The 26,404-nt window shown below is 61.1% G+C and carries 20 protein-coding genes and 1 pseudogene; 16 read left to right on the top strand and 5 right to left on the bottom strand.

Going from position 1 to position 26,404, the window contains the following annotated elements:
- Window positions 1–15: 15 nt before the first annotated feature.
- The 7 genes and pseudogenes from ASF13_RS25295 to ASF13_RS07520 all read left to right on the top strand — a co-directional run.
- Window positions 16–404 (top strand): Ig-like domain-containing protein (locus ASF13_RS25295; protein ID WP_369814368.1); only part of this gene is annotated, 389 nt, incomplete at its 3' end.
- Between the two features lie 2 nt (window positions 405–406).
- On the top strand, window positions 407–739 hold a 333-nt coding region (locus tag ASF13_RS25300; protein ID WP_369814367.1), incomplete at its 3' end, for an Ig-like domain-containing protein.
- Window position 740: 1 nt separating this feature from the next.
- Window positions 741–2,169 (top strand): annotated as a pseudogene (locus ASF13_RS25305) (Ig-like domain-containing protein); the annotation flags it as partial.
- A gap of 56 nt (window positions 2,170–2,225) precedes the next feature.
- The gene (locus ASF13_RS07505; RefSeq protein ID WP_056234314.1) at window positions 2,226–3,722 is read left to right on the top strand and encodes a TolC family protein; all 1,497 of its coding nucleotides are present in this window, start codon (window positions 2,226–2,228) and stop codon (window positions 3,720–3,722) included.
- A gap of 13 nt (window positions 3,723–3,735) precedes the next feature.
- Window positions 3,736–4,542 carry an efflux RND transporter periplasmic adaptor subunit gene (locus tag ASF13_RS07510; protein ID WP_233209013.1) on the top strand — a complete coding sequence of 269 codons (807 nt, stop codon included), beginning with the start codon at window positions 3,736–3,738 and terminating at the stop codon, window positions 4,540–4,542.
- Window positions 4,539–5,858 (top strand): efflux RND transporter periplasmic adaptor subunit, encoded by a 1,320-nt coding sequence (locus tag ASF13_RS07515; RefSeq protein ID WP_056234316.1) that lies wholly within the window; start codon window positions 4,539–4,541, stop codon window positions 5,856–5,858. The genes ASF13_RS07510 and ASF13_RS07515 overlap by 4 nt, the downstream gene beginning before the upstream one ends.
- A gap of 3 nt (window positions 5,859–5,861) precedes the next feature.
- Window positions 5,862–7,964, top strand: a complete 2,103-nt coding sequence (locus ASF13_RS07520; protein WP_200929777.1) for an HlyD family efflux transporter periplasmic adaptor subunit — start codon at window positions 5,862–5,864, stop codon at window positions 7,962–7,964.
- Window positions 7,965–8,104: 140 nt separating this feature from the next.
- On the opposite strand, the gene ASF13_RS07525 is transcribed toward ASF13_RS07520, so the two are convergent.
- Both ASF13_RS07525 and ASF13_RS07530 read right to left on the bottom strand, forming a co-directional pair.
- A complete protein-coding gene (locus tag ASF13_RS07525) occupies window positions 8,105–9,316 on the bottom strand; it encodes a lysozyme inhibitor LprI family protein (RefSeq protein ID WP_072166326.1) in 1,212 nt (403 codons plus the stop codon).
- Window positions 9,317–9,752: 436 nt separating this feature from the next.
- Entirely contained in the window at window positions 9,753–10,079 is a 327-nt protein-coding gene (locus ASF13_RS07530; RefSeq protein ID WP_056234318.1) for a hypothetical protein, read from the bottom strand.
- A 264-nt stretch (window positions 10,080–10,343) separates the two neighbouring features.
- Here ASF13_RS07530 and ASF13_RS07535 point away from each other — a divergent pair, with 264 nt between their 5' ends.
- From ASF13_RS07535 to ASF13_RS07545, 3 genes are all read left to right on the top strand, one after another.
- A complete protein-coding gene (locus ASF13_RS07535; protein WP_082502313.1) occupies window positions 10,344–10,673 on the top strand; it encodes an FGGY family carbohydrate kinase in 330 nt (109 codons plus the stop codon).
- Between the two features lie 461 nt (window positions 10,674–11,134).
- Window positions 11,135–11,509, top strand: a complete 375-nt coding sequence (locus tag ASF13_RS07540; protein ID WP_056234325.1) for a hypothetical protein — start codon at window positions 11,135–11,137, stop codon at window positions 11,507–11,509.
- A 365-nt stretch (window positions 11,510–11,874) separates the two neighbouring features.
- Entirely contained in the window at window positions 11,875–13,083 is a 1,209-nt protein-coding gene (locus ASF13_RS07545) for a sugar transporter (protein WP_056234328.1), read from the top strand.
- A gap of 344 nt (window positions 13,084–13,427) precedes the next feature.
- Here the strand turns inward: ASF13_RS07545 and ASF13_RS07550 are convergent, their stop codons facing one another.
- Window positions 13,428–14,609 (bottom strand): aminotransferase class I/II-fold pyridoxal phosphate-dependent enzyme, encoded by a 1,182-nt coding sequence (locus ASF13_RS07550; protein ID WP_056234331.1) that lies wholly within the window; start codon window positions 14,607–14,609, stop codon window positions 13,428–13,430.
- A 282-nt stretch (window positions 14,610–14,891) separates the two neighbouring features.
- Between ASF13_RS07550 and ASF13_RS07555 the strand changes: the two genes are divergently transcribed.
- The 4 genes from ASF13_RS07555 to ASF13_RS07570 all read left to right on the top strand — a co-directional run bounded on the left by ASF13_RS07555 (window position 14,892) and on the right by ASF13_RS07570 (window position 18,515).
- A complete protein-coding gene (locus tag ASF13_RS07555) occupies window positions 14,892–15,662 on the top strand; it encodes a MetQ/NlpA family ABC transporter substrate-binding protein (protein WP_101506534.1) in 771 nt (256 codons plus the stop codon).
- 8 nt (window positions 15,663–15,670) lie between these two features.
- On the top strand, window positions 15,671–16,684 hold the full coding sequence (locus ASF13_RS07560; RefSeq protein ID WP_056234643.1) for a methionine ABC transporter ATP-binding protein: 1,014 nt from the start codon (window positions 15,671–15,673) through the stop codon (window positions 16,682–16,684).
- On the top strand, window positions 16,677–17,345 hold the full coding sequence (locus ASF13_RS07565; protein ID WP_056234336.1) for a methionine ABC transporter permease: 669 nt from the start codon (window positions 16,677–16,679) through the stop codon (window positions 17,343–17,345). The genes ASF13_RS07560 and ASF13_RS07565 overlap by 8 nt, the downstream gene beginning before the upstream one ends.
- A 102-nt stretch (window positions 17,346–17,447) precedes the next feature.
- Window positions 17,448–18,515, top strand: coding sequence for an iron-containing alcohol dehydrogenase family protein (locus ASF13_RS07570; RefSeq protein ID WP_056234339.1), 1,068 nt, complete (start codon window positions 17,448–17,450; stop codon window positions 18,513–18,515).
- A gap of 5 nt (window positions 18,516–18,520) precedes the next feature.
- Here ASF13_RS07570 and fumA read toward each other — a convergent pair whose 3' ends face one another.
- The gene (gene fumA / locus ASF13_RS07575) at window positions 18,521–20,167 is read right to left on the bottom strand and encodes a class I fumarate hydratase FumA (RefSeq protein ID WP_056234341.1); all 1,647 of its coding nucleotides are present in this window, start codon (window positions 20,165–20,167) and stop codon (window positions 18,521–18,523) included.
- Between the two features lie 155 nt (window positions 20,168–20,322).
- Window positions 20,323–21,828, bottom strand: a complete 1,506-nt coding sequence (locus ASF13_RS07580; protein ID WP_056234647.1) for a DASS family sodium-coupled anion symporter — start codon at window positions 21,826–21,828, stop codon at window positions 20,323–20,325.
- Between the two features lie 566 nt (window positions 21,829–22,394).
- Between ASF13_RS07580 and ASF13_RS07585 the strand changes: the two genes are divergently transcribed.
- Window positions 22,395–25,184: a flavocytochrome c gene (locus ASF13_RS07585; protein WP_056234345.1), complete on the top strand. Its 2,790-nt coding sequence runs from the start codon at window positions 22,395–22,397 to the stop codon at window positions 25,182–25,184.
- A 175-nt stretch (window positions 25,185–25,359) separates the two neighbouring features.
- Window positions 25,360–26,349: an FAD:protein FMN transferase gene (locus ASF13_RS07590; protein ID WP_056234347.1), complete on the top strand. Its 990-nt coding sequence runs from the start codon at window positions 25,360–25,362 to the stop codon at window positions 26,347–26,349.
- Window positions 26,350–26,404: the final 55 nt, after the last annotated feature.

Consider the following 26,404-nt stretch of genomic DNA (forward strand, 5'->3'; position numbering starts at 1 on the left):
CTGAGCGATACGGCGCTGAAGGCGGGTGAGACATCCACCGTGACCATCACCTTCAGCGAAGCCGTCTCCGGCCTGACCCGCGAAGCGCTGACCGCGCCGAACGGCACCCTGTCCGAGCTGATCWCCACCGACGGYGGTATWACCTGGACCGGCACCTACACGCCGAACGCTGACGTGACMGACGCGACTAACCAGCTGGTGCTGAACCAGACCTGGGTTCGTGACGCGGCAGGCAATAYCGGCCAGGGCCTGGTGTCCTCGGACAACTTCGCCATCGACACGMAGCTGCCAACCGCCACMATCCAGCTGAGCGATACGGCGCTGAAGGCGGGTGAGACATCCACCGTGACCATCACCTTCAGCGAAGCCGTCTCCGGCCTGACCCGCGAAGCGCTGACCGCGCCNGCTGAGCGATACGGCGCTGAAGGCGGGTGAGACATCCACCGTGACCATCACCTTCAGCGAAGCCGTCTCCGGCCTGACCCGCGAAGCGCTGACCGCGCCAAACGGCACCCTGTCCGAGCTGATCACCACAGACGGCGGCGTGACCTGGACCGGCACCTACACGCCGAACGCCGACGTGACCGACGCGACTAACCTGATCGTCCTGAACCAGACGTACGTTCGTGATGCCGCAGGCAATATCGGCCAGGGCCTGGTGTCCTCGGACAACTTCGCCATCGACACGCAGCTGCCAACCGCCACCATCCAGCTGAGCGATACCGCGCTGCGTGCGGGTNGGGTGAGACATCCACCGTGACCATCACCTTCAGCGAAGCCGTCTCCGGCCTGACCCGCGAAGCGCTGACCGCGCCAAACGGCACCCTGTCCGAGCTGATTACCACCGACGGTGGAATCACATGGACCGGCACCTACACGCCGAACGCCGACGTGACCGATGCGACTAACCAGCTGGTGCTCAACCAGACCTGGGTGCGCGATGCCGCAGGCAATACCGGACAGGGCCTGGTGTCGTCCGGCAACTTCACCATCGACACGCAGCATCCGCAGCCGGTCAGCCTGACGCTGAACGCCGGTGGCGAAGCGCAGACGCTGAGCTATCAGCTGGAAATGTCGGAAGGGGTCAGCGGTCTCAGCGTGGCCGATTTCAGCCTGCTGACCACGGGTTCGCTGAACGCCACACTGACTTCGGTTACCGCTATTGATGCCACGCACTGGCAGATCCAGCTGACCAACGTCACCGGCAACGGCACGCTGCAGCTGCGCTATAACGCCAGCGCATCACTGGCGACGGATGCCGCAGGTAACGGCGTCGGCAGCGATATCAGCAACGCTTCGTACAGCAACAGCACCCCGCAAACCCGCGGGCTGAACGATGCGCTGGCCACCCAGCAGCAGCCGTTCAGCCTGACGCTGCCGGCCGGTGCGTTCAGCGATGCGGACAGCGCAGACGCGCTGAGCTACAGCGCCACGCTGGCCGATGGCTCGGCTCTGCCCGGCTGGCTGAGCTTCGACCCGGCCACCCGCACGCTGAGCGGCACGCCAACGCTGGCGGGCAGTATCACCGTGCGCATCACCGCCACCGACCACTTCGGTGAATCGGTCAGCAGCAGCTTTACCCTGCGTACCGCCGACTTCCTCAACGGCGATCCGCAGTTCCGCAGCGAGCAGCGTCACAGCGCGGTGGACAGCGGGCAAAACGCCAGCTATTCCCGCGAACAGCTGACCCTGCTCGGCCTGGCGCAGGGTGACGGCAGCCCGCAGGAGAGCGGCTCGCTGTTTACTCCGCAGGGCACCCCGGCAGGCGATGCACCATCGATTACGGCGGCGTTCAGCAGCGGCCAGCAGGGCGGTGACGGCAGCGGATCCTCAACCCTGGCAGGCGTGTTCAGCCAGAACGGTGTTAACCACTATCAGCCTGTGGACGGCCGCAGCCACGGCAGCGACGTCAACGGCGATATGAGTGGCCGCTCCAGCCTTGCCGCCCAGTTCGCTATCCCGTCGCTGCCGGGCGCCACCGGACTGGAAGTGTTCTCCGGCAGCAGCTGGCAGCAGGTCAGTGACAACACTATTAACCAGACCGTACAGCCAACCTCGGTATTTGGTACGCCGCTGTTCAGCCAGCAGCTGAGCCAGCCGGAAGCGGAACGGACAGAACAGATCGCCGCGCTGGAAAGCGCATTACGAGACATCACACCGCAGGCTTAATCAGGGCATCGGTGAACCACGTACAACTAAACCACCATTAAGGGTGAAAAAAGAATATGCATAAGTGCGCAAAAGTTTTCAGTGTGACCCTGCTGGCCTTAATCGTCAGCGGCTGTGCCGTCTCTACCCAGCAGATCAACAAAGATCAAAGCCGCCAGCGCGCGGCTGCCGATCTGAAGACCATGTTCAGCAACCAGGAGCCGGTCACCGCGCCGATCACCCTGAATGACGCCACCGCGCGGGCGCTGAAATACAACCTTGAATCGCGCCTGAAGGTGATGGAGAGCGCGCTGGCACAGCAGCAGGTCGATCTGTCGCGCTTTGATATGCTGCCGAAAATGGCGGCGCAGGCCGGTTACACCACCCGTGACAATATCAGCGCTTCCAGCAGCCGCAGCGTGCTGTCCGGTAACCAGTCGCTGGAGCCGTCCACCTCGCAGGATCAGACCCGTTCAGTTGGCGATCTGACCATGGTGTGGAACATCCTCGACTTCGGCGTCAGCTACGTTACCGCGCATCAGCAGTCGGATAAACGCTGGATCGCCGAAGAGCGCCGCCGTAAGGTCACCCATACCATCGTGCAGGACGTGCAGTCCGCGTACTGGCGTGCGGTGGCGGCCGAGCGCCTGCTGGGCCGCATCGATGCGCTAATTGAGCGGGTCAATATGGCGCGTGAAAACAGCCGCACCCAGTCGGTGCGCAAAGTGGGCGATATCGTCGAAGCCTACAGCTACCAGCGTGCGCTGCTGGATGCCACCCGTCAGCTGGAAGAGCAGCGCCGCGCGCTGTCGCTGGCGAAAACCGAACTGGCCACGCTGATGAACCTGCCGCTGGGCAGCGACTATAAGCTGGCGCTGCCGGCGGAAGGGCAGCTGGTGGAACCGGCGCTGAAGGTGCCGTTCGCCGAACTGGAAAACGCGGCGCTGGTTAACCGCCCGGAGCTGCGCGAACAGGATTACCAGGTGCGCATCAGCGCGGCGGAAACGCGTAAATCGCTGCTGCGCATGCTGCCGGGCATTGAGCTGTCCGTGGGCGGCAACTACGACAGCAACTCGTTCCTGGTCAATCAGCACTGGGTGGACGCCGGGGCGAAAGTGACCTGGAACCTGTTTAACCTGTTCAGCGGCCCGCAGGCGTATAAAGTGGCGAAAGCCGGTGAGGACGTCTCTGAAGTGCGCCGTCAGGCGATGTCGATGGCGATCCTCGCGCAGCTGTACGTGGCGCGCGCCAACTTTAACGAGGCGCAGCGTCAGTACCACACCGGCAAAGAGCTGCAGCAGCTGGATGCCGACATCCTCACCCAGCTGAACAACCGCTTCCAGGCGGGCAGCATTGGTGAACTGCAGCTGATCCAGGGCGAACTGAACGCGGTCAATACCTCGCTGCGTAACGATCTTGCCTACGCCGAGCTGCGCAACGCTTACGGTCAGATCTTCGTAACCGTGGGTCTTGACCCGCTGGCAGGCGGCCAGCAGCTGACCGATCTGGCTTCGGTAGAGCGCGCGCTGGCGCAGACGGAAAAACGCTGGGATGCCGGTAACATTGCACGCTAAGCAGGAATTCCCCGTGAACAGAGCAAATAATCGTGCCGCCCGCTGGATGATGGCGGCACTGCTGGCAGCGGCCTCGCCGCTGCCGGCGGCAGAGACAGCGCCGGACCCGCTGGCCGACCCGTTGCAGACAACGGCACCGGCGGCCACGGCGGATGCCGGTAAACAGGCGCGCGGCGTGCTGCGCGCCGTCGATCAGGCCACACTCTCCAGCGAGCTGAACGCCCGCATCGTCGAGATGCCGTTCCGCGAAGGTCAGGCGTTCCAGAAGGGCGACCTGCTGGTGCGCTTCGACTGCGCCGTCTATCAGGCGCAGCTGGCGGCGTCACAGGCGGCGATGCGCGCCGCACAGCAGGAGCTGAGCCAGAACCGCCAGCTGGCCGACCTGAAGTCGGTCGGCCGCAACGCGGTGGCGCTGGCGGAGGCGAAAGTGGCGCAGGCCGCCGCGGAAAGCCAGGTCTATCAGATCCAGACCAGCCACTGCAAAGTGATCGCCCCCTTCGCCGGGCAGGTGGTGACGCGCAAGGCGCAGGTGTCCGAGTTTATCGGCCAGGGCATGCCGCTGCTGGAGATCGTTGACAACCGTCACCTGGAGATCCACCTGCTGGTGCCTTCGCGCTGGCTGGCGCAGCTGAAACCGGGGCAGAAGTTTACCTTTACCCCGGATGAAACCGGCACGCCGCTGGCGGCAGAAGTGCTGCGCCCCGGCGCACGCATCGATGAAAGCAGCCAGACGCTGGGCCTGACCGGCAAAGTGGTCGGTAACGCTGACGGCCTGCTCTCGGGCATGAGCGGCAGCGCGCAGTTCGCGGTGGCGCCGTGACCGCGCCACAGCAGAGCGCCGGCGAACGCGCGTTTGCCACCTTCCTGCAGCTGGAGAATCAGGCCCGGGCGGCGGCCAGCAGTGAAGCCCTCGCTTACAGCATCGTGAACGACGGCCTTGGCCTGTTTGAATTTCGTCATGTGGCGCTGCTGATCGGCGGCCGGGTGCGGGCGGTGACCGGGGTATCGGTACCGGACCCGCACGCGCCGTTTATCGCCTTTATCGAACGGGCGGCATTACAGTTGCAGCAGGGCGACCATCACGCTGCGGCGGGCGTGGTCAGCGCAGAGTGGCTGGACGCGGCCAGCCGTGACGACTGGCAGGCGCTGTCGGCGGCGGAAGCGCTGTGGCTGCCGCTGAAAGGGCGCGACGGTGGCGTGTTCGGCGGCGTCTGGCTGGCACGCGATCGCCCCTGGCAACCGGCCGAATGCCTGCTGGGCGAACAGCTGGCCGGGGCCTGGAGCCACGCCTGGCTGGCGCTGGAGCCGCGTAAAATCTGGCAACCTCAGCGCTTACGCCGGAAAGCGATCGTCGCGGTGGTGCTGGCGGCGCTGGCCCTGCTGTTCCCGGTGCGCCAGACGGTGCTCGCCCCGGCGGAAGTGGTACCGCTTGGCGGCCGGGTGGTCACCGCGCCGCTGGACGGCGTAATCGCGGAATTTATGGTTAAACCCAACCAGCCGGTGAAGAAAGACCAGCTGCTGGTACGCTTCGACAACACCGTGCAGAAAGCGCAGGCCGATGTTGCCGCCCGCGCCCTTGGCGTGGCCGAAGCTGAACTGCATACCGGTTCCCAGCGTGCCTTCCAGGACGCCGAATCGAAATCACGGCTTGATCTGCTGGCGGCCACAGTGGCGCAGAAGCGCGCCGAGCTGGCCTACGCGCAGGATCTGCTACAGCGCAGTGAAGTCCGTGCCGAACGCGACGGCATTGCCGTGTTTGCTGATGCCGACCGCATGACCGGCAAACCGCTGCGCACCGGTGAACGGCTGATGGAACTGGCCGATCCGGCGCAGTCAGAGCTGAAAATTGAACTCGACGTGGGGGATGCGATTGAATTCCCGGCGCAGGCGGCGGTGGCGCTGTTCCCGGACAGCGACCCGCTGACGCGCTACGATGCCCGGCTGGAACGGGTAGCCTATGAAGCTGCACAGACACCCGGCGGTGGGCTGGCCTACCGGCTGGACGCCCGCTTTACCGATCGTGCCCCGCGCATCGGCCTGCGTGGCACCGCGCGGGTCAGCGGTGAGAAGGTGGCGCTGGGCGTTTATCTGTTCCGTCGCCCGCTGGCGGCGCTGCGTAAAACGCTGGGAGTGTAAGCGATGGCCCTGTTACCGGCGCTGCGCGACGACCTGCAGCTGACCCCGGCCGCCCCGGCGCTGGACGGCGCGCCGCAGTGGACGCTGGCCGATGCCCTCAGCGGCCAGTATTTCAAACTCAACGTCACCGCGCTGCGCCTGCTGCGTCACTGGCGGCTGGGCGACAGCGATCGGGTGCTGGTGGCCGCCAACCGCGAAGCCGGGCTGCCGCTGGGCCAGGACGATCTCGACGAGCTGCTGCGCTTTCTGCGCAGCCACGACCTGATCGCCGCCAGCGATGCCGAACAGCGCGGCAGCTACGCGATGAAAGCGGCGATGCGCAAACAGAGCCTGCTGAAACGGGCGCTGCACCAGTACCTGTTCTTCCGCATTCCGCTGTGGCGGCCGGACCGCTTTCTCAACCGCAGCTGGCCGTTGCTGCAGCGACACGGTGTCTGGCTGCTGGCCGGGCTGATGCCGCTGATGCTGCTCAGCGGGCTGTTCCTGGTCAGCCGTGACTGGCCGCGCTACACCCACTCTTTCTCCTGGCTGTTCAGCCTGACCGGGGCCGCCACCTTCGGGGTGGCGCTGGTGTTCGCCAAATTTATTCACGAGCTGGGCCATGCGTATATGGCCAAACGCGCCGGCTGCCGGGTGCGCAGTATGGGCGTGGCCTTTATCGTCATGTTTCCGATGTTCTACACCGACGTCAGCGACGCCTGGCGTGTACAGAGCCACCGCACGCGGCTGCTGATCGGCGCGGGAGGCATTCTGGCGGAGCTGCTGCTGGCGGTGGTCGCCCTGCTGGCCTGGTCGCTGCTGCCGGACGGCCCGCTGCACACCGCCGCGTTTCTGCTCTCCAGCGCCACCTGGGTTACCACCGTGCTGGTCAATATCAACCCGCTGATGCGCTTTGACGGCTACTTTATGCTCAGCGACCTGCTGCGGGTGGATAACCTGCAGGGGCGCGCCTTTGCGCTGTGCCGCTGGCACCTGCGCGAGCGGCTGTTTGGCTACGGCGAGCAGCCGCCGGAGCGCTGGTCGCCGCGCATGTCACGCCGCCTGCTGACATGGGGTTACGCCTCCTGGCTGTGGCGTTTTTTCCTGTTTATGGGCATTGCGCTGACCGTTTATCACTACTTTTTCAAGGTGCTGGGGATCTTTCTGATGATGGTTGAAGTGGCCTGGTTTATTGGCCTGCCGGTGATAAAAGAGGTGCGCCACTGGTGGCAGCAGCGCCAGTTCAGCCAGCGTGGCAACCTGCTGCGCAGCGGGCTGGTGACCGCGGCGCTGCTGCTGGTGCTGTTTGTACCGTGGAAAAGCCAGGTGACCCTGCCGGCGGTGCTGGAAGCGGAGAAGGTCAGCACTCTGTACGCCCCGGTAGCGTCACAACTGTTGCGGCTGCACGTGCAGAACAACCAGCCGGTGCAGGCCGGGCAGCTGCTGCTGGAGCTGGCTTCGCCGGATCTGGAGGCGCAGCTGACCATTGCCCGCCAGCATATCGCCATTCTGCAGCTGCAGCTGAAACGCCAGGCGGCACGCCAGGACACGGTAGCCGACGCACTGGTGCTGCAACAGGAGCTGGCCGAGTCGCTGGCGCAGTATCGCGGGCTGGCCGCGCAGCAGCAGCGGCTGCAGATCCGCGCCACGGCAGATGGCCAGGTGCGCGACCTGGCGAATGACCTGACTGCCGGACGCTGGCTGGCGGCCGATCTGCCCCTTCTGCGGGTGGTCAGCCAGCAGACCGCGCGGCTGCGCGGTTACCTGCCGGAAGAGCAGCTTAACCGGCTGGCAACGGGTGAAACCGGCCGCTTTATTGCCGACGATGCGGGGCGGGCGGCCATCAGCGTGCGGCTGACGGCGATCGCCCCGACCGGGGCATCCGTCCTCGATCGCGAAACGCTGGCCTCGGATCGCGGCGGCCCGATCGCGGTACGGCGTGACGACCAGAGCCGCCCGCGCCCGGTTCAGGCGTGGTACAGCGTTGAGATGGAGCCGGAGCCGGGCAGCGCGGTGGTACAGCAACCGCTGCGCGGCGTGGTGCTGATCAACGGGCACGCCGAATCGCTGTTCAGTAGTGTCTGGCGGCGGGTGGCGGCGCTGGGATTAAGGGAGAGCGGTTTCTGATCGCCGGAAGGGAAGAAAGGGCGAACCCCGGATAAACAGGCAGCGTAACGACAACAGGCAGCGGCTTAACCAACGGGCAGGCGGTGACGGGCGCGTTCGCTGCGTATCGCCGCCCCGGACCCACCGGGGCGGACGATCTGTTACTCGCTGTCGCTGTTATCGCTCAGGTAGTCAAGGTGCTCCGTCAGCCACTGCTGCACGATATTCTTACCCGCCGTTTGCGCGTCCGCTTCGCTGAAACCGCGTTCCTGTTGCAGCCACTTCACGGTGGCGGCAACGGCCGGCTCGATGGCGGCAATCGCCTGCTGACGCTGCGTCTGCGGCCACACTTTCTCGTCGGTCCACTCTTTAATGCGCTGTGCGCCATCGTCGGCTGGCTGGTCATTGTCCGTTTTCAGGAAATCCTTCGGCGTCAGCGTGGCGCGCAGCGCAAGAACGCGCCAGGCTGCGAAGCTGGCAAAGCGGATGGTGCCTGCGCCGGAGGAAACGGCCCGTTCCGGCGCGTCGAACTGCGTATCCAGCGCTTTCCACGCCGCTTTCTCAAACAGGCCACCCTGCGGGGCACAGATCGGCGCAAAGCCGTCGCGGGTGGAGCCGTACAGCGGGCCGAACGCCTCGTACGCAGCATCGCCCTGGCGGCTGAACACGAAGCAGTGGGTCTCCGCGCGTGGTTTACCGGCCGGGCCGGTCTCACGGTACGGATCCTGCTCGATGCTCATGCGCAGCAGCAGCAGGGCAGCGTCTGCAGGCGTGGATTTGGCATCTTTACGCGTATCCTGCAGGATCGACCAGGCGAAACTGTCCTGGCTGGCCAGCGCCGCATCCGCCTCTTTCTGCGCCTGCTGCGCATCCTGATGGCTGATGCCGCTGGCTGGCTCGAACTGCTGCAGATAGACCCGCCAGGCAGCGGCCTGCAGGCCACCCATCTGGCGCAGTTGCCGCGCGGCTGCGGCCGGATCGCGCGGGATCAGTGCCACGGCGGCGTCAGTGGCATCCGTGGCCTGCTGCAACTGCTGTACCAGCACGGCGTCGCGGGATGTCAGCTGTTGCGTCAGGCAGGCAGTCAGCGCGGCGGCGTCGCTGCTGCAGGCGTTGCGCTGCTTCAGCCAGTCGCGCTGGGCGTTGCGAAGCGCCACACGGCCGGTCTGCGGTGACAGCGTCATCAGCTGCTGATAGTGCTCTGCCAGCTGTTCATCCTGCGTACTCAGCGTTTTGCTGGCACAAATCGCCTGCTCAATACCGGCGCTGGCTTTCTGGCAGTCGAAGGAGGCCGCGTGGGCGGGGAGTGCGGCAACGGAGAACAGGCCAAAGGTGAACAGCAGCGGGGTGGCAAGCGTGCGACGTAGCGCCATGCAGAGTCCTTTTATCGGATTTAAAGATTTTTTGGCTTTCTATCCTAATGGCAGGGCACGGGGTGCCGCAAGGGATAAACGGCGTGGCGTTGCACACGGCGGGTGGGCGGTTTTCAACCGCCCCGGCGATATTGCGGCAGGCTCGTCACCGCGGCGGCAGAGATATGGCGCAGGTGCGCAGTGCCTGTCAGCAGGTACCGGAGCGGCAGGCAAGTGCCGTCAGGCGACAATCTGCTCCTCCTGCCTGTTCAGATCGCGACGGAGGGTCTCCCAGGGTGCAATCTGACGCCGGTAGATGACAGAGTATGGAGAATGTAATGCACCTGAAACAGGATGCGACAAGGGGATAAAAGCGTTGCAGAACCAGACGAAAAAAATAACCCCGGCGCAATGCACGCCGGGGTTATTTCTAAACGCTAACCAGACCTGATAACGATTAGTTAGTGACTTTGTTTTTTAGTTCTTCAGAACCCTGCTTGGTTTTATCCCAGGCTTTTTCGGTCCCTTCTTTGGTATTATTCCAGGCTTTCTGTGATCCTTCAGAAATTTTGCTGCCGGTAGTGCCAGTTTTACCTTCTTTAGCATGTTCCGCTTTCAATTTCAGCTCTTTGCCTTCGTTCTGTGACTGGTGCAGTTTCTCTTTGGCCGTGTCGGCACCCTTGTGCGCTTCAGCAACTGCCGCATCAGAAGAGTGGGTAGTCGTCGCGGCAAAGGCGCTGGAAGTAGCCAGCAGTGCGGAAAGAATAATCAGTTTGGTTTTCATGGTGTCACCTTTTTATCTGTTGGTAGGAGAACTATAGATCATTTTAACGTAGCAGGGTTTGAGTATTATTCCTAAAAAGCAGTGGGGACGTGTTGTAAGGGAAGTGTTTTAAAGGTTATTGCCAAACGGCTGACACCGGAAAGCGTGTAACGAATAAGTAAGACATGGCTGTTTTATTATTAGCAATTGTTTCTATTTCTAAAAAAACATTTTTTGCTCGAAAAACGATCAGGTTGAAATAAGCAGGATGTAAAACAGCGCCAGATCTCACCGGCGGCCATCGCCTACAAGCAGCTCACCCCTCATCCGGGCTGGGTGGAGCACGACCCGCTGGAGATCCTGCGCAACATCCGTACCTGTCTGAACTACTGTGGAGTGCTTGATGCCATTGGCCTGACGCATCAGGGCGAGAGTGTGGTGGCATGGGATGTGCAAAGCCGCCTGCCGCTGTACAGCGCGATTATCTGGCAGGATCAGCACACCGAAAAAACGGTGCGGCAGCTGATGTTATTTATTGAATCATGTTACACAATGTCGTTACCAGAATTCCACTCACGTACTCCATCAGGTAAACCTCACTGTTCGTTTATTTAACCTCCCTCATTAATTAGGTGTTTTGTTAATGCCACACTCCATGTCTGTGATATTTGCGAGCTCTGTTCCAGTTTTTATAAATAAACCCTGGCGCTGACGAGAAATAAGAGGGTTTTTAGGTTTTTTTCATTGTTAACATGGTGTTGTGTTTTTGCTTTAGATGCTTTTTACGCTGCCGTGTGCAAAAGATAAACGAAGATAATCCTGCATCATGTTAATCTCAACGCATGTCAGGGCAGAAAGCATGAGGAAGCCGTGAATAGTTTAATGAAAATGAATTCGGCGGTGGTATTTACCGTCTGCCCAGGCCGGAAAATGACGGGTTCAGCAATGACAGGAGTCTGGCGATGAATGTTCTGATACAGGATGACGCGATGAATTATTGCGTTAATTGTGTGGCTTCTGACAGGGCGTTGTCGTATCAGCCCGGCGCCAGGCGAGTGGCAAATAAAGGAGGCACTATGCTGGAAAGACTTGAGAAACGAGTGGAACACCTGGAGACCGACGTCGGCCAGATAAAAGTCGACCTGACCCGGCTTGTCACCCGCTCGGAAGAATTTTCGACCAAAACGGATATGGCTAAGCTGGTTGCGCGCTGCGATGAGTTTGCCACCAAAACGGATCTGGCTAAGCTGACCGCGCGCTGCGATGAGTTTGCCACCAAAACGGAGCTGGCTAAACTGACTGCCCGCTGCGAAGAGTTTGCAACTAAATCGGATTTACACCGTGAGGTCAGTGGGCTTCACCGGGAGATCAGCGCACAGACAAAATGGATCACCGCCACCATTCTCGGCGTGGCCGCACTCTGTATGACGTCGGCAAAGTTTCTCTTTTAGCCGCGTGTGCAGGCAGGACGATGAACCAGGCTGGGTGGTGCCTGCGATATTTTGATGTGACTGTGTGGTTCGTCGTGCTAAGCGAAGCCGCGTACCAACTTCAAGGAGAGATATGCACCGCATCTGATACAAACAGTCTGAAAGCGTAAGCTGGTGACGCATTTCGTACAGAGATTCCAGCGTGATAACGGCGTCAATCCCTTTTGGGATAAAGGTTTCTAATTAACTGGATTAGCTGTATTTATCAGTGCAAGCAGTTTGTGTAAAAAATGGGATGTTGATCACATTTCGCTTGAAGGCGGGGCGGCAGCGGCTCTATCATAAGCGCGCTGTTTACTTGTCCTCTTTTTCTGGCGGAGTCCATCATGTCTGACGTTACTCTCGTGTCACGCAAAGTCGCGTGGCTGCGCGTACTGGCGCTGGCCGTTGCGGCATTTATCTTCAACACCACCGAATATATCCCGGTCGGTCTGCTGTCAGACATCGGCGCCAGCTTTGGCATGGAGAGTGCCCAGGCCGGGGTGATGATGACCATCTATGCGTGGATCGTCGCCCTGATGTCGCTGCCGCTGATGCTGATGACCAGTAAGGTCGACAGGCGGGTGCTGCTGCTCTGCCTGTTCGTCCTGTTTTCTGCCAGCCATGCGCTGTCGTTTGTGGCGTGGAACTTTAACGTGCTGCTGGTGAGCCGCGCCGGCGTGGCGCTGGCCCACGCGCTGTTCTGGGCGATCACCGCTTCGCTGGCAATCCGCCTGGCCCCGGCGGGCAAGCGCGCCCAGGCACTCGGCCTGCTGGCGACCGCTACCGCGCTGGCCTCGGTGCTGGGGCTGCCGCTCGGCCGCATCATCGGTCAGAGCTTTGGCTGGCGCTTCACTTTCCTGGCGATTGGCGTGGCGGCGATGCTGCTGCTGGCGGTGCTGGTGAAGATTATGCCAAAAGTGACCTCGGAGCAGAGCGGTTCGGTGAAAAGCCTGCCGGGCCTGCTGCGCAACCCGGCGCTGCTCAGCCTCTATCTGCTGGCGGTGGTGGTGGTAACGGCGCACTTTATCGCCTTCACCTATATCGAGCCGTTTGTGCAGGAGATCGCCGGGCTGAGCCACAACTTTGCCACCCTGCTGCTGCTGCTGTTCGGCCTGGCGGGCATTGCCGGCAGCGTTATCTTCAGCCGTCTGGCGGATAAGCACCTCTCCGGCCTGATGATTACCGCGATTGCCATGCTGACCCTGTGCCTGACCGCGATGATGACGGTGGCGCACAGCGCTTACGGGCTGGTGGCGCTGAGCATGCTGTGGGGCATGTCCTTTATGATTATCGGCATGGGCATGCAGCTGAAGGTACTGACGCTGGCACCTCAGGCCACCGATATCGGTATGGCGATGTTCTCCGGCATCTTTAATATCGGCATCGGGCTTGGCGCGCTGCTGGGCAAGTCGGTCAGTATGAACCTGTCGCTGAATTCGGTGGGCTACGCCGGTGCCGGGTTTGGCGTGATGGCGCTGACCATCGCCGTGCTGGCGTTCCGCAAATGGCCGACCACTGCCCCGGCTGGCGGCGAGCAGGTCAGCCTGCATTAATCCTTTCGTTGTTATCATGGCGGCCCGCCGATCTGCGGATCGCCGCATTTTTACCCGTACGCCCTGTGCAATTCCATGTTCTCTTAAAAATCCCGGCCTTACGCCGGGATTTTATTAACACCCGAATTAACACTTCTTAAGCATCCTGCCCGGGGGGGCCTGGCTCCTGAAAACAGGCCGCAACCTGCCACCGATCTTTCGCACATTGCCAGCCGAAAGCCTGTGGTTTATCACGACAGCAGTTGTGTATAACTTTCAGTCGGGTTACCGCTTCGCTTCCGGTTTATCCGGTGCCTGATGCCGGGAGAAGATGCGCCAGGAATTTAACAGGTCGGTCCGGCGGCTTAGCCAGCAAACAATTTCAGCTGCGCAATACGCGTCAGCGCCTCTTCCAGCGCCCGATCGTCGGTGGTCAGGCTGATGCGGATATAGCCTTCGCCGCCGGGGCCGAAGCCGCTGCCGGGCGCTACCAGGATATGCGCCTTGTGCAGCAGCCACTCGGTAAACTGTTGGGCGCGAAAGCCGGCGGGCACCGGCAGCCAGAGGAAAAAGCTGCCCTGATCGGGCGGTACCGGCCAGCCGATCGCCGCCAGCCGCGCCAGCACCCGCTGACGGCGCTGGTGGTATACCGCCACCCCCTGTGCAATACGTGAGGCAGGCAGCGCCAGCGCGGCGATCGCCGCATCCTGCACCGCGCCAAATACCGTGCTGTAGCTGTGGCTGTGCAGCTTTTTAAAGGCGGCGATGATCGAGGCGTTCCCCACCGCAAAGCCCACCCGCCAGCCCGCCATCATAAAGGTTTTCGACAGGGTATAGGTTTCCACCGCCCGCGCTCTGGCACCGGGGCGTGTCAGCAGGCTGACCGGGGCATCCGCCGGTTCACGGCCAATCGCCGCATAGGCGAAGTCATGCAACACCGGCAGCTGATAGCGTTCGGCAAACGCCAGCGCGTCATCAAACAGCTCAGGAGTGGCCATCGCCCCGGTCGGGTTGTGCGGATAGTTCAGCGCTAACAGTCCGGCCTGACGTGCAACGTCCTGCGGAACCGCGCTGAAGTCGGGCAGAAACTGCCGCCCGGCTTCCAGCGGGATACCGTAAAACTGCGCCTGTGCCTGAAGCGCTGCCGAGCGGTAGATCGGGTAGCAGGGATCGGTGGAGATCAGGTACTGTCCCGGTTGCAGCAGCGCGCGCGGAATGCCGCTGACGCCGATATGCGAGCCCTGAAACACCGCCACTTCATGGTCCGGGTCCAGTTCCACGTCGTAGTGCCGCTGGTAAAAACGGGCGATGGCCTGGCGCAGCTGCGGCTTGCCCCAGAACGACGGATACTGATGGTTCGCTTCGTCGAGCACCGCGCTTTGCAGGCGGTCGACCACTTCCGGCGGCGTGGGCTGGCGCGGGCTGCCGCTGGAGAGGTCAATCAGCGGCAGCGTGGGGCTGCTGATACCGGCGGCCAGTTTTTCCAGGATGCTAAAAATATTCTCCTCCAGCGCGTTAACCAGCGGGGAGGCAGCAAAGTCGGCCATGATGTTTCTCTGTCTGTTTATTTTAATCTACTATCTCACAGCGCTGCGCCGTCCGGGCAGCGATTGCCTGCCGCGCTTAAGAATAATATCCGCTAACGGCTGCCGGTTTCTGAATATGCCAGCGGCAATTATCGATGTGATAAAAAAGCAAAATGAAACCCGGCGCAGACGCTTACAACCCGAAAAATGATGTGGTTTAATCCGAAATAGCTAAAACACAACGGAAAAATCATAATGAAAAAGAACCTTATTTCAGCGGCGGTACTGACCCTGCTGACCAGCATGGCCGGGGTAAATATCGCACAGGCGGCAGAGGGTAAGCTGATCCGTGTCGGCTTTAACCCCGGCCCGTATAAAGAGCAGTTTGAGAAAGGCGTGGCCCCGTGGTTAATTAAGCAGGGGTATAAGATAGAATATAAAGATTTCAGCGACGGTATTCAGGTCAACGACGCGGTGGCGCGGGGCAGCATTGATGCCAACATTATGCAGCACCCGGTGTACCTGAAGTCGGTTAATGAGCGTCTCGGTATCGACAATACCGGCATCGTGCAGGTGCCGACGCCTCCGATGGGGCTGTACGGCGGTAAGCTGAAAACTCTGGCCACGCCGCCCGCGCCGGGCACCACCGTTTCCGTTCCGAATCAGGCCTCTAATGAGTACCGTGCCGCGCTGGTGCTGCAAAGCCTCGGCTGGATTAAACTCAGCGCAGACAGCGACCCGGCCACTTTCTCGCAGCGTAATATCAGTGAGAACCCGTATAAGATCGTGCTGAAAGAGATCGACAATGCCCAGCAGGTGCGTTCGCTGCCGGATGTCGACTACGGCCTGATTCAGGGTAATTTTGCCGTCTCCAGCGGCATTAAGCTGAACTCGGCGCTGAAGCTGGAAGACGCCAGCAGTAATTTTATTAATGTGGTGACGGTGGCCGGGAAAAATAAACAGGCGGCGTTTGCCAGGGATATTATTGCCGGTTATCACTCGGCGGAATTTAAATCCTATATTCAGTCATCGCCACAATATCAGGGGTATCTGCTGCCCGATTATCTGAAATGAGTGCGGCGATGATCGCCTTCAATAAGGTGAGTAAATCCTTTACCCGCAAAGGCCGGCGCATCCAGGCGCTGGATGCGGTGACGCTGCAGGTTGATAAAGGCGATATTTTCGGCATTGTCGGTTACAGCGGCGCGGGTAAAAGTACCCTGCTGCGGCTGATTAACCGGCTGGAGCAGCCGGACGGTGGCGAAGTAGTGATTAACGGTGAATCGCTGGGCGGCATCAGTGCGCAGCGGCTGCGGGCGGTGAAAAAAGAGATCGGCATGATTTTCCAGAATTTTAATCTGCTGAATTCGCGCACCGTATTTCACAATGTCGCGCTGCCGCTGATCCTGCTGGGGCGTGATAAGGCCACCATTGCGGCGCGGGTGACGGAGCTGCTGGCGTTTGTCGGCCTGAGTGATAAAGCGCACAGCTACCCCAACGAACTCTCCGGCGGGCAGAAACAGCGGGTGGGCATCGCCCGCGCGCTGGCCACCAATCCGTCGGTGCTGCTGTGTGACGAAGCCACGTCGGCGCTCGATCCGCACACCACCCGGCAGATCCTGCTGCTGCTGCGCGAGATCAACCAGCGTTACGGCATCACCATCGTGCTGATTACCCATGAGATGTCGGTGATCCAGACGCTGTGCCACAAAGTGGCGGTGATGCAGCAGGGGCGGGTGGTGGAGCAGGGATCGGTCCTCGATCTGTTTGCCCGGCCACAGCACCCGGTTTCGGCCAGTTTTGTGCAGTCGGTGCTGCACGATCGTCTGCCGCAGCAGGTGCTGGACTACCTGCAACAGACGCCGCAGAAGCCGGCCTTACGGCTGGAGTTTGCCGGAGCCAGCGCACAGCAGCCGGTGATTAACCGCATTATCCGCGATCACGCCATTGAGGTGAATATCCTGTTCGCCAGTATGGCCGACGTGCAGCAGACCCTGCTCGGTTTTATGATCGTGCAGATAGACGGGGATGCGCAGGCCGTCGCCCGTGCAACCGGGGATCTGCGCGCTTCAGGAGTGACAATCAGCCATGTTTGAGTTCTTTGATACCGCCGTAACCGGCGAGCAGTTTCTGTTGGCGCTGCACGATACGCTGCTGATGATTGGCGTCTCGCTGGGGCTGGGTTCGCTGCTCGGGGTGCCGCTGGGCATTCTGCTGGTGGTGTGCCGCCCCGGCGGCATCGCCCCCTTGCGCAGCGTTCACCGGGTGCTTAACCCGCTGATTAACGTCGTGCGTTCGCTGCCGTTTATTATTCTGCTGATCGCCATTCTGCCGGTGACCCGCATGCTGGTCGGCACCACCATCGGGACGGCCGGGGCGATCGTGCCGCTGGTGGTGTTTATCGCTCCCTATATTGCGCGGCTGGTGGAGAACTCGCTGCTGGAGGTGGATGACGGCATTCTCGAAGCGGCGGATGCGATGGGCGCCACGGTGCTGCAGACCATCTGGCACTTTATGCTGCCGGAAGCGGCGGCGTCGCTGGCGCTGGCGCTGACCACCGCCACCATCGGCCTGCTTGGCGCAACGGCGATGGCCGGCACCGTCGGCGGCGGCGGGATTGGCGATCTGGCCATCACCTACGGGTATCAGCGTTTTGACGCCTTTGCCACGCTGTTCACCGCGCTGGTGCTGATCGTTATCGTGCAGCTGATCCAGAGCGCGGGCAGCCGCCTGGCGCGGCGCATCCGCCGGGAATAGCGGCCCTGATCCATCGGCCAGTTGCTGCCGGACGTGACGACATGGCAGCAGCCTGCGTTTGTCAGCGCGTCCTGCTCACTCTGAAACCCACAGGAAAAACCTATGCTCTCTGTTCTTTCGCCACAGGCGTGGCTGCTGGAAGCGGGACTGACCGCCCGCACCGGCGAACTGATCCGCCCGCATGCCACCACGCTGCGTATCCTGACCTCACCGCGTGCCTGGCAGGCGGTGGAGCCGGCGCTGAGCCACAGCCTGGAACGCGCCGGGATAAGCTGGCAACTTGACTATCTTGACGGCGAGTGCAGCGACGACGCCATTGCCGGGTTGCAGCAGCGCACGCTGGCGCAGGGGGCGCAGGGTATTCTGGCGATCGGCGGTGGCCGGGTGCTGGACTGCGGCAAAGCTGCCGGTGCCGCGTTGCCCGGCGTGGCGGTATTCTGCTTCGCCACCCAGGCCGCCACCTGCGCGGCCTGGTCGCCCTATGCGGTGATTTACCATCCCCACGGCGGCCATCAGAAAAGCGTGCTGCTGGAAAAGCTGCCGCTGCTGGCGCTGGCCGACAGCGAGGTAATCGCCCGCGCCGGGGTGCGCTATCTTGAGGCGGGGATCGTCGACGCGCTGGCCAAGTGGTATGAATTTGCCCCTTACCTGCGGCAGAACCCGCACCGGCTGGGGCTGGAGCTTAAGGTCGCGGCTGCCGCTCAGGCGCGGGACGCGCTGTTGCGCTGGGGGGAGGGGGCGGTGACGGCGGTATCACAGCAGCGGGTTAATCTGGCGCTGGAAAAAACCATCGAAGCCAGTATTGTGCTGGCCGGGCTGGCGAACAGCATTCAGGATGCGCTGCCGACGGCGGGGGTGGCGCACGAGATCCACAACCGGCTGACCCATCAGCCGCAGCTGCACGGTCTGCTGCACGGTGAAGTGGTCGGCTACAGCCTGCTGATCCAGTCGCTGCTGGAGTATGATGGCGTGGCCGACCCGCAGTTACTGCAACTGCTGCAACGTTTTAACAGCCCGCTGAGCCTGACGGCGCTGGGGCCTGAGCCGCAGGCGATCCTTCGGCAGATCGCCCGCGATATTCACGTCCCGCCTGCCAGCGCCGTCCATTTACCCTTCACTGTGACGGAGGAGAAGCTGTACCGGGCGCTGGCGAGTACGGTGGTGGCCTGAAAAACCTAGCGCACGCACTTCCCGCAGGCGCTGTCGTTAATCTGCTGGAAGAAGTCATTGCCCTTATCATCCACCAGAATAAACGCCGGGAAGTTCTCCACCTCGATTTTCCAGATCGCTTCCATACCCAGCTCCGGGTACTCCACGCACTCCAGGCTCTTGATGCTCTGCTGTGCCAGCACCGCCGCCGGGCCGCCGATGCTGCCGAGGTAGAAGCCGCCGTGTTTGTGGCAGGCGTCGGTGACCTGCTTACTGCGGTTGCCCTTGGCCAGCATAATCATGCTGCCGCCGTTGGCCTGCAGCTGGTCGACGTAGGAGTCCATGCGGCCAGCGGTGGTCGGGCCGAGGGAGCCTGATGCGTAGCCTTCCGGCGTTTTGGCCGGACCGGCGTAGTAGATCGGGTGATCCTTGACGTACTGCGGCAGGCCTTCACCGCTGTCGATGCGCTCCTGCAGCTTAGCGTGGGCGATATCGCGCGCCACGATAATGGTGCCGCTCAGCGACAGGCGGGTGGAGACCGGGTGCTTCGTCAGCTCCGCAAGGATATCGCTCATCGGCCGGTTAAGGTCTACCTGCACCACGTCGCCTTCGCCCTGCTGGCGCAGTTCCAGCGGGATATACTGCCCCGGATTCTCTTCCAGCTTCTCGATCCAGATGCCGTCGCGGTTAATTTTCGCCTTGATATTACGGTCGGCCGAGCAGGAGACCGCCATGCCCACCGGGCAGGAGGCACCGTGGCGCGGCAGACGCACCACGCGGATATCGTGGGCAAAGTACTTGCCGCCGAACTGTGCGCCGAGGCCGAGCTGCTGCGCGGCCAGCAGCAGCTGCTGCTCCAGCTCTGTGTCGCGGAACGCCTGGCCGTGTTCGTTACCTTCGGTCGGCAGTTCGTCGTAGTAGTGGGTGGCGGCCAGCTTCACCGTTTTCAGCGTGCTGTCGGCGGAAGTGCCGCCAATCACAAAGGCGATATGGTAGGGCGGGCAGGCGGCGGTGCCGAGGCTGCGCATCTTCTCGGTCAGGTACGCCAGCAGTTTACCGGGGCTGAGCAGCGCTTTGGTTTCCTGATACAGGTAGGTTTTATTGGCCGAGCCGCCGCCTTTGGCCATACAGAGGAATTTGTACTCTTCGCCATCGACGCTGTAGAGGTCGATCTGCGCCGGCAGGTTGGTGCCGGTATTCACTTCTTTGTACATATCCAGCGCGGCATTTTGCGAGTAGCGCAGGTTATCGGTCTGGTAGGTGTTATACACCCCCTGTGACAGCGCCGCTTCGTCGCCGCCGCCGGTCCACACCCGCTGGCCTTTCTTGCCGAGGATAATCGCGGTGCCGGTGTCCTGGCAGGTGGGCAGCACGCCTTTGGCGGCAATTTCGGAGTTACGCAGGAACTGCAGCGCCACGTACTTATCATTTTCGCTGGCTTCCGGGTCGGCCAGCACCGCGGCGACCTGGCGCTGATGGGAGGCGCGCAGCATAAACGAGGCATCGTGGAACGCCTGCTGCGCCAGCAGGGTCAGCGCCTGTGGTTCGACCTTCAGCACCGGCTGGCCGTCAAACTCGGCGACTGAGACGTGCTCTTTGCTCAGCAGATAGTATTCGGTTTTTTCTTTCGCGAGGGGAAACGGGTTTTGATAGTAAAACGCTTTGTTTGACATGGTTTGCTCACTTAATCAGCCGCAGCCGCACGGAGTCCGCTGCGGTTCAGGCTAAATGGAAATGCAGTTTATTTTTATGGTGCCGCCCCACGGGAGGGGCGGCGGGAAAGGATGATATAACACTAACGCAACATCTTCATCTCCGATTGGACGAATCAGAACATCAACACCATCCACGGGTAGCCAATCAGCATCAGCAGCACCAGGAACAGCAGGCCGAAGATGGTGCCCAGACGCCAGTAGTCTTTGGTTGGCAGATAGCCGCTGCCGTAGTAAATCGGGCTCGGGCCGGTGCCGTACGGGGTGATAATGCCCATCACGCCCAGTGAGGTACACATCATCAGGCAGAACACCGGCATATTGATGCCCGGGATGGCGGCGGCGATGGTCAGCATCGCCGGCAGCAGCGCGGTGGTATGCGCGGTGGTGCTGGCGAACAGGTAGTGCAGCAGGTAGAAGGCGATCATCAGCACCACCGCGGAGACCTGCGGGTCATAGCCCTGCAGCAGCTCGCCGCCCTCTTTGCCCAGCCAGGCGATAAAGCCAACGCGGGCCAGGCCGTCCGCCAGCGCCACCAGGGTGGCGAACCAGGCGAAGGTGTTCCAGGCCGGTTTGTTGCTGGTAATGTCGTTCCAGTTCAGCACGCCGGTCCACAGCATCAGCACCACTACCAGCAGCGCGGCCATCGCCGGTTCAATCCACGCGGTAGCGAAGATCCACATCAGCAGCGCCGATACCACAAACACCAGCAGCAGGATCTCGTTGCGGCTCAGGCGGCCGAGTTTTTCCAGCTCGCTGACCGCCCAGCGTGGCACTTCGTCGTTGAACTTCACTTCCGGCGGGTAAAGCCAGTAAGCCAGCAGCGGCATGGTCAGCAGCAGCAGCAGGCCAAGCGGCAGGAAGGCGAGGAACCACATGCCCCAGGAGATATCAAAGCCGACCACGCTTTTCACCAGCGCCAGCGCCAGCAGGTTCGGGGCCAGCGCCGAGAGGAACATCGAGCTGGTGATACAGGCGGCGGTGATCGCCACCCACATCAGATAAGAACCAATTTTACGCGCGCTCGGGTCGTTCGGTTTGGAACCGTACAGCGGCGGCAGGTTGGCGATAATCGGGTAGATGGTGCCGCCGCTGCGCGCGGTGTTCGACGGGGTGAACGGGGCCAGCAGCAGGTCAGCAAAGGTAATCGCGTAACCGAGCGTCAGGCTGCGGCGGCCAAGATATTTCACCAGGATCAGCGCCAGCCGGCGGCCAAACTGGGTTTTATCGTAGCCGGCGGCGAACATAAAGGCACCGAAGATCAGCCACACCGTCGAGTTACCGAAGCCGCTCACCGCCCACTTAAACGCCTGGGTGGCGGTTTTGAACTTCGGATCGGCCAGCTCGGCCGGGCTGAACAGCAGCCACTGGCTGAACAGGGCGATAATCACCACCCCGGTCAGGCCGATCACCGCGCCGGGCAGCGGTTCAAAGATCAGCCCGACAATCACCCCAACGAAGATGGCGAAGAAGTGCCAGGCATAGGGTTCCAGCCCGGCGGGAACCGGCACCAGCAGCAGCAGTACCGCGACCAGTACCGGAAGGAACAGCATCAGCAGGTGTTTCTTTGCGCCCGGTGAGGCTTGCGCCTTGCGCGGGTCATTTATCACTGTTGTTTTCATAGTTTTTATCTGCACGTTGAGAAGAATCGTTTTGCGCCCCGGCATGACAGGTGCTTTTTGTAATCGTCCGGTTACTTAACCTGAGCATCTGCCTGGGTTATCGTTTGTGTCTTAGCACATCTGACGATATTGGCTTTATGTGAATATGATGCGACTTCCGTAAATAAGAAGTTTGATCTGGATCAATAAAAATCGGGCTGAGCTTTTATTTGCGTTAAATCGTCATCATTTAAATAGTAAGGATTTTCTTACAGTGAGATTTTGACCCACTTAACTGTAGTCGCCCTGCACGACAAGTCCAGTGCATGAATTTAACGTTATGATCACGAAGGGATTATTTATCTTGTAAATGAAAAGTTGATTTTTGTCAATGCCTGGTTAACAATCAGTGTCTGGCGATCACCTTCCTTCTTCAATTAAATAACGTCTGTTTTTTAACGCAGCGAATTACTAAATTAATAGCAATTAAGCCATGTAAACGGGTATATTAATTCCATGTTGTCTGACCACTTGAAAAAGTTGGCGCTTGCAAAAGAATTCAAAACGTTTAATTTGGAGTTCACCTCATGAGTACGCTCACCCCAGTCCTGAACCCACTCACACTTCCTAACGGTGCCGTGCTGAAAAATCGCCTGCTGATGGCACCGATGACCACCTGTACCGGCTTTCACGATGGCTCGGTGACCCGCGAACTGGTTGACTACTATCGCGACCGCGCCGGCAGCATCGGCACGGTGATCGTCGAGTGCTGTTTTATCGATGCCAAAGGCCCGGCGTTCCCCGGCGCCATCGCCATCGACAGCGATAACAAAATTCCTGGCCTGGCGCGTATCGCCGAGGCGATCCAGTCGCGCGGCTCGAAGGCGATTCTGCAGATTTACCACGGCGGCCGCATGGTCGAGCCGGAGCTGATCGGCGGCCGCACGCCGGTGGCACCGAGCGCCATTGCCGCGCCGCGTGCCGGGGCCACCGTGCCCGCCGCGCTGAGCGGTGAAGAGGTCGAAGTGATGATCACCAAATTTGGTGATGCGGTAAACCGCGCCATTAAGGCCGGCTTCGACGGCGTGGAGATCCACGGCGCTAATACCTACCTGATCCAGCAGTTCTTCTCGCCGAACTCCAACCAGCGTGACGACCAGTGGGGCGGCAGCCGCGATAACCGCGCACGTTTCCCGCTGGCGGTGCTGGATATCACCCATAAAATGGCGCAACGCTTTGCCGACGCCGACTTTATTATCGGCTACCGCTTCTCGCCGGAAGAGATTGAGGTGCCGGGCATCCGCTTCGACGACACCCTGTTCCTGCTGGATAAGCTGGCTGAAAAGGGGCTGGACTACGTGCACTTCTCGGTCGGCCAGCTGCTGCGCCCGTCGATTGTCGATCGCGATGACCCGACGCCGCTGATCACCCGTTACCTGGCCGAGCGCTCGGCGCGGCTGGCGCAGGTGCCGGTGATCGGCGTGGGCGGGGTGATCAACAAGGCTGATGCCGAAAGCGCGCTGGAACACGGTTACGATCTGGTGGCGATCGGTAAAGCCTGTATCGCCTACCCGGACTGGGCCGACCGGATTATCAATAACGACCATCTGGAGCTGTTTATCGACAGCACCCGCCGTGAAGAGCTGAACATTCCCGAACCGCTGTGGCGCTTCTCGCTGGTCGATGCGATGATCCGCGACGTCAGCGTCGGTGGCCGTAAATACAAGGCCGGCGTCTATCAGGAGAAGGTGGAAGCCGAAGCGCTGAAGCTGAAAATCAACGTCACGCTGGATACTGACCGTATCACCGATATTACCCTGGTGCCGGACGACTCGCTGGACGTCGATTTTACCAGCACCTTCGAGAGCCTGCGTAACCGTATGCTGGTGGCCAACAGCCCGCACGTCGATGCGATTACCGGGGCGACCACCCAGAGCGAGGCGCTGAAAAAAGCCGTTTCCCGCGCGATGACCACCTCCAGCAAAGAGCACGTGATTGAAGAGGGCGGTAACCCGCAGGCGCCGCAGAACTACGATGTGGTGGTGATCGGCAGCGGCGGCGGTGGGCTGGCGGCGGCGATTCAGGCCAGCGACGCCGGGGCGCACGTGGTGATTATCGAGAAGATGCCGACCATCGGCGGTAACACCATTAAAGCTTCGGTGGGCATGAACGCGGCAGAAACCCGCTTCCAGAAGCTGAAAGGTATTGAGGACAGCAAAGAGCTGTTTTATGACGAGACGCTGAAGGGCGGCAAGTTTAAAAACAACCCGCAGCTGCTGCGCGAGTTCGTCAACCTGGCGCCGGAGGCCATTGAGTGGCTGGCGGGCAACGGCATCGAGCTGAACGATATTACCATTACCGGCGGCATGAGCATTGACCGCACCCACCGCCCGGCGGACCGTTCGGCGGTCGGCGGCTTCCTGATTAGCGGCCTGGTCAAGAACGTTAACCAGCGCAATATCGAGGTGCTGCTGGAGACCTCGGTCGAGGAGATCCTGACCGAGAACGGCGCGGTCTGCGGCGTGAAGGTGGTGGACGAATATAACGACAGCCGCATCCTGAATGCTAAAAGCGTGATTGTTGCCACCGGCGGCTTCAGCGCCAACCGTGAGATGGTGGTGAAGTACCGGCCGGAGCTGGACGGTTTTGTTACCACCAACCATAAAGGGGCGACCGGCAGCGGCATTGCCATGCTGCAGAAGATTGGCGCCGGCACCGTGGATATGGGCGAAATTCAGATCCACCCGACCGTTGAGCAGACCACCTCTTACCTCGTTTCTGAGGCGATTCGCGGCGGCGGAGCGATCCTGGTCAGCCAGGCCGGTCAGCGCTTCTGTAACGAAATGGAGACCCGCGATAAGGTATCGGCTGAGATTATCGCCCTGCCGGAGAAGAGCGCGTGGATCGTCTTTGACGACCAGGTGCGGCGCAACAATAAGGCCGCCGATGAGTATATCGCCAAAGGGTTTGTGATCTCCGCGCCAACGCCGCACGAGCTGGCGGTGAAGCTGAATATGGACAAGGCCAGCCTGCAGAGCACGCTGGAACGCTATAACGGCTTCGTTGAGCTGCAGAACGATGCAGACTTTGGCCGTACTACCGCGCTGCGCCACCCGCTGGATCAGGGCCCGTACCACGCCATCCGCATCGCCCCCGGCGTGCACCACACCATGGGCGGCGTGACCATTAATACCGATACCGCGGTGCTGGATGCACAGCAGCAGGTGATCCCGGGGGCCTGGGCCGCTGGTGAAGTGGTCGGCGGCATTCACGGCGCTAACCGCATCGGCGGAAACGCGGTGGCGGATATTATTATCTTCGGTATCCTCTCCGGGCGGAACGCGGCGGCGTTTGCCAGGCAGGGGGCGCAGGCTTAGTTGCTGAGTTGCTAACCCTGCTTAGTGAGTCTGGCGTATGAGCGGGGCTGGCGGCATGAAGTAAACCGGTGCAACCCGTGCGCTTGTCTGAAGGAATGTGCACAGCATATTATCTGACGCTAACGCCGCATACAGGCAGGGAGAACTCCCTGCCTTTTTTACTGGAGACGTGACAATGTCACAACCGGGATTCTACGCCTACCAGGCTGTCATGATGGGGTCGCCGATCCTGCTAAAGCTGCCGCAGCCGGACGAGCCGCTGGCCCGCAACGTTTTTCGGCTGATTAAACAGCAGGAGAACCTGCTGACCGTTAACCGTCCGCTGCCGGATGCCGCTGCGGACCGCACCGCGCTGTCCCAGGTGATGACGGTCAATCTGGCGGCCGGTCAGTACCCGGTGCAGGTCAGTCAGCCGGTGTTCAACCTGATCGCGCGGGCACACCAGGTCAGCGTGCTGCCCGGCAGCGCCTTTAACTTCGCCATCGGCCCGCTGGTCAAGCGCTGGAAAATCGGCTTTCAGGGCAACAGCGTGCCGCCGCAGGCCGACGTTACCGCGCTGCTGAAGCTGACGGATGCCCGTCAGGTGGTGCTTGATCCGGCCGCCCGCTCGGTGTTTCTGCCGCAGGCCGGGATGGAAATCGACCTCGGCGCAATTGCCAAAGGCTATATCGCCGACGTGGTGCGTGATTATCTGCGCCAGCAGGGCGTGGTGGATGCGCTGATCAATCTGGGCGGCAACGTGCAGACGCTGGGCAACAGTGCCGGGCAGCCGTGGGGGGTTGGCCTGAGGCGGCCGTATGGCAGCGAAGGCGAACCGATCGGTGTAGTCTCGGTCAGCGGAAAATCGGTGGTGACCTCGGGTGTTTATGAACGCTATTTTGAGCTGAATGGCCGCCGCTATCACCATATCCTTGACCCGCAAAACGGTTATCCGCTGGATAACGAACTGCTCAGTGTGACGGTAATCTCAGACCAGTCGATCGACGGCGATATCTGGACCACGCTGCTGTATGGCATGGGCGTGGAGCAGGGTCTGAGATGTCTTAAAGATCAGCCGGAAATTGAGGCCATTTTCGTTACCCGCGATCGGCAGGTGATCTGCTCGTCGCAGCGTCAGTTCAGTTTCACCCTGCTGGACGCAGAGTGCTTCTCTGTTACGCTATAACCGCTGATATAATCCGTAAGTCGCAGGACCGCTAAGCAAACGTTCTGTTTCAGCG

This window comes from Erwinia sp. Leaf53, assembly GCF_001422605.1.
In the GTDB taxonomy this organism is placed as follows: domain Bacteria; phylum Pseudomonadota; class Gammaproteobacteria; order Enterobacterales; family Enterobacteriaceae; genus Erwinia.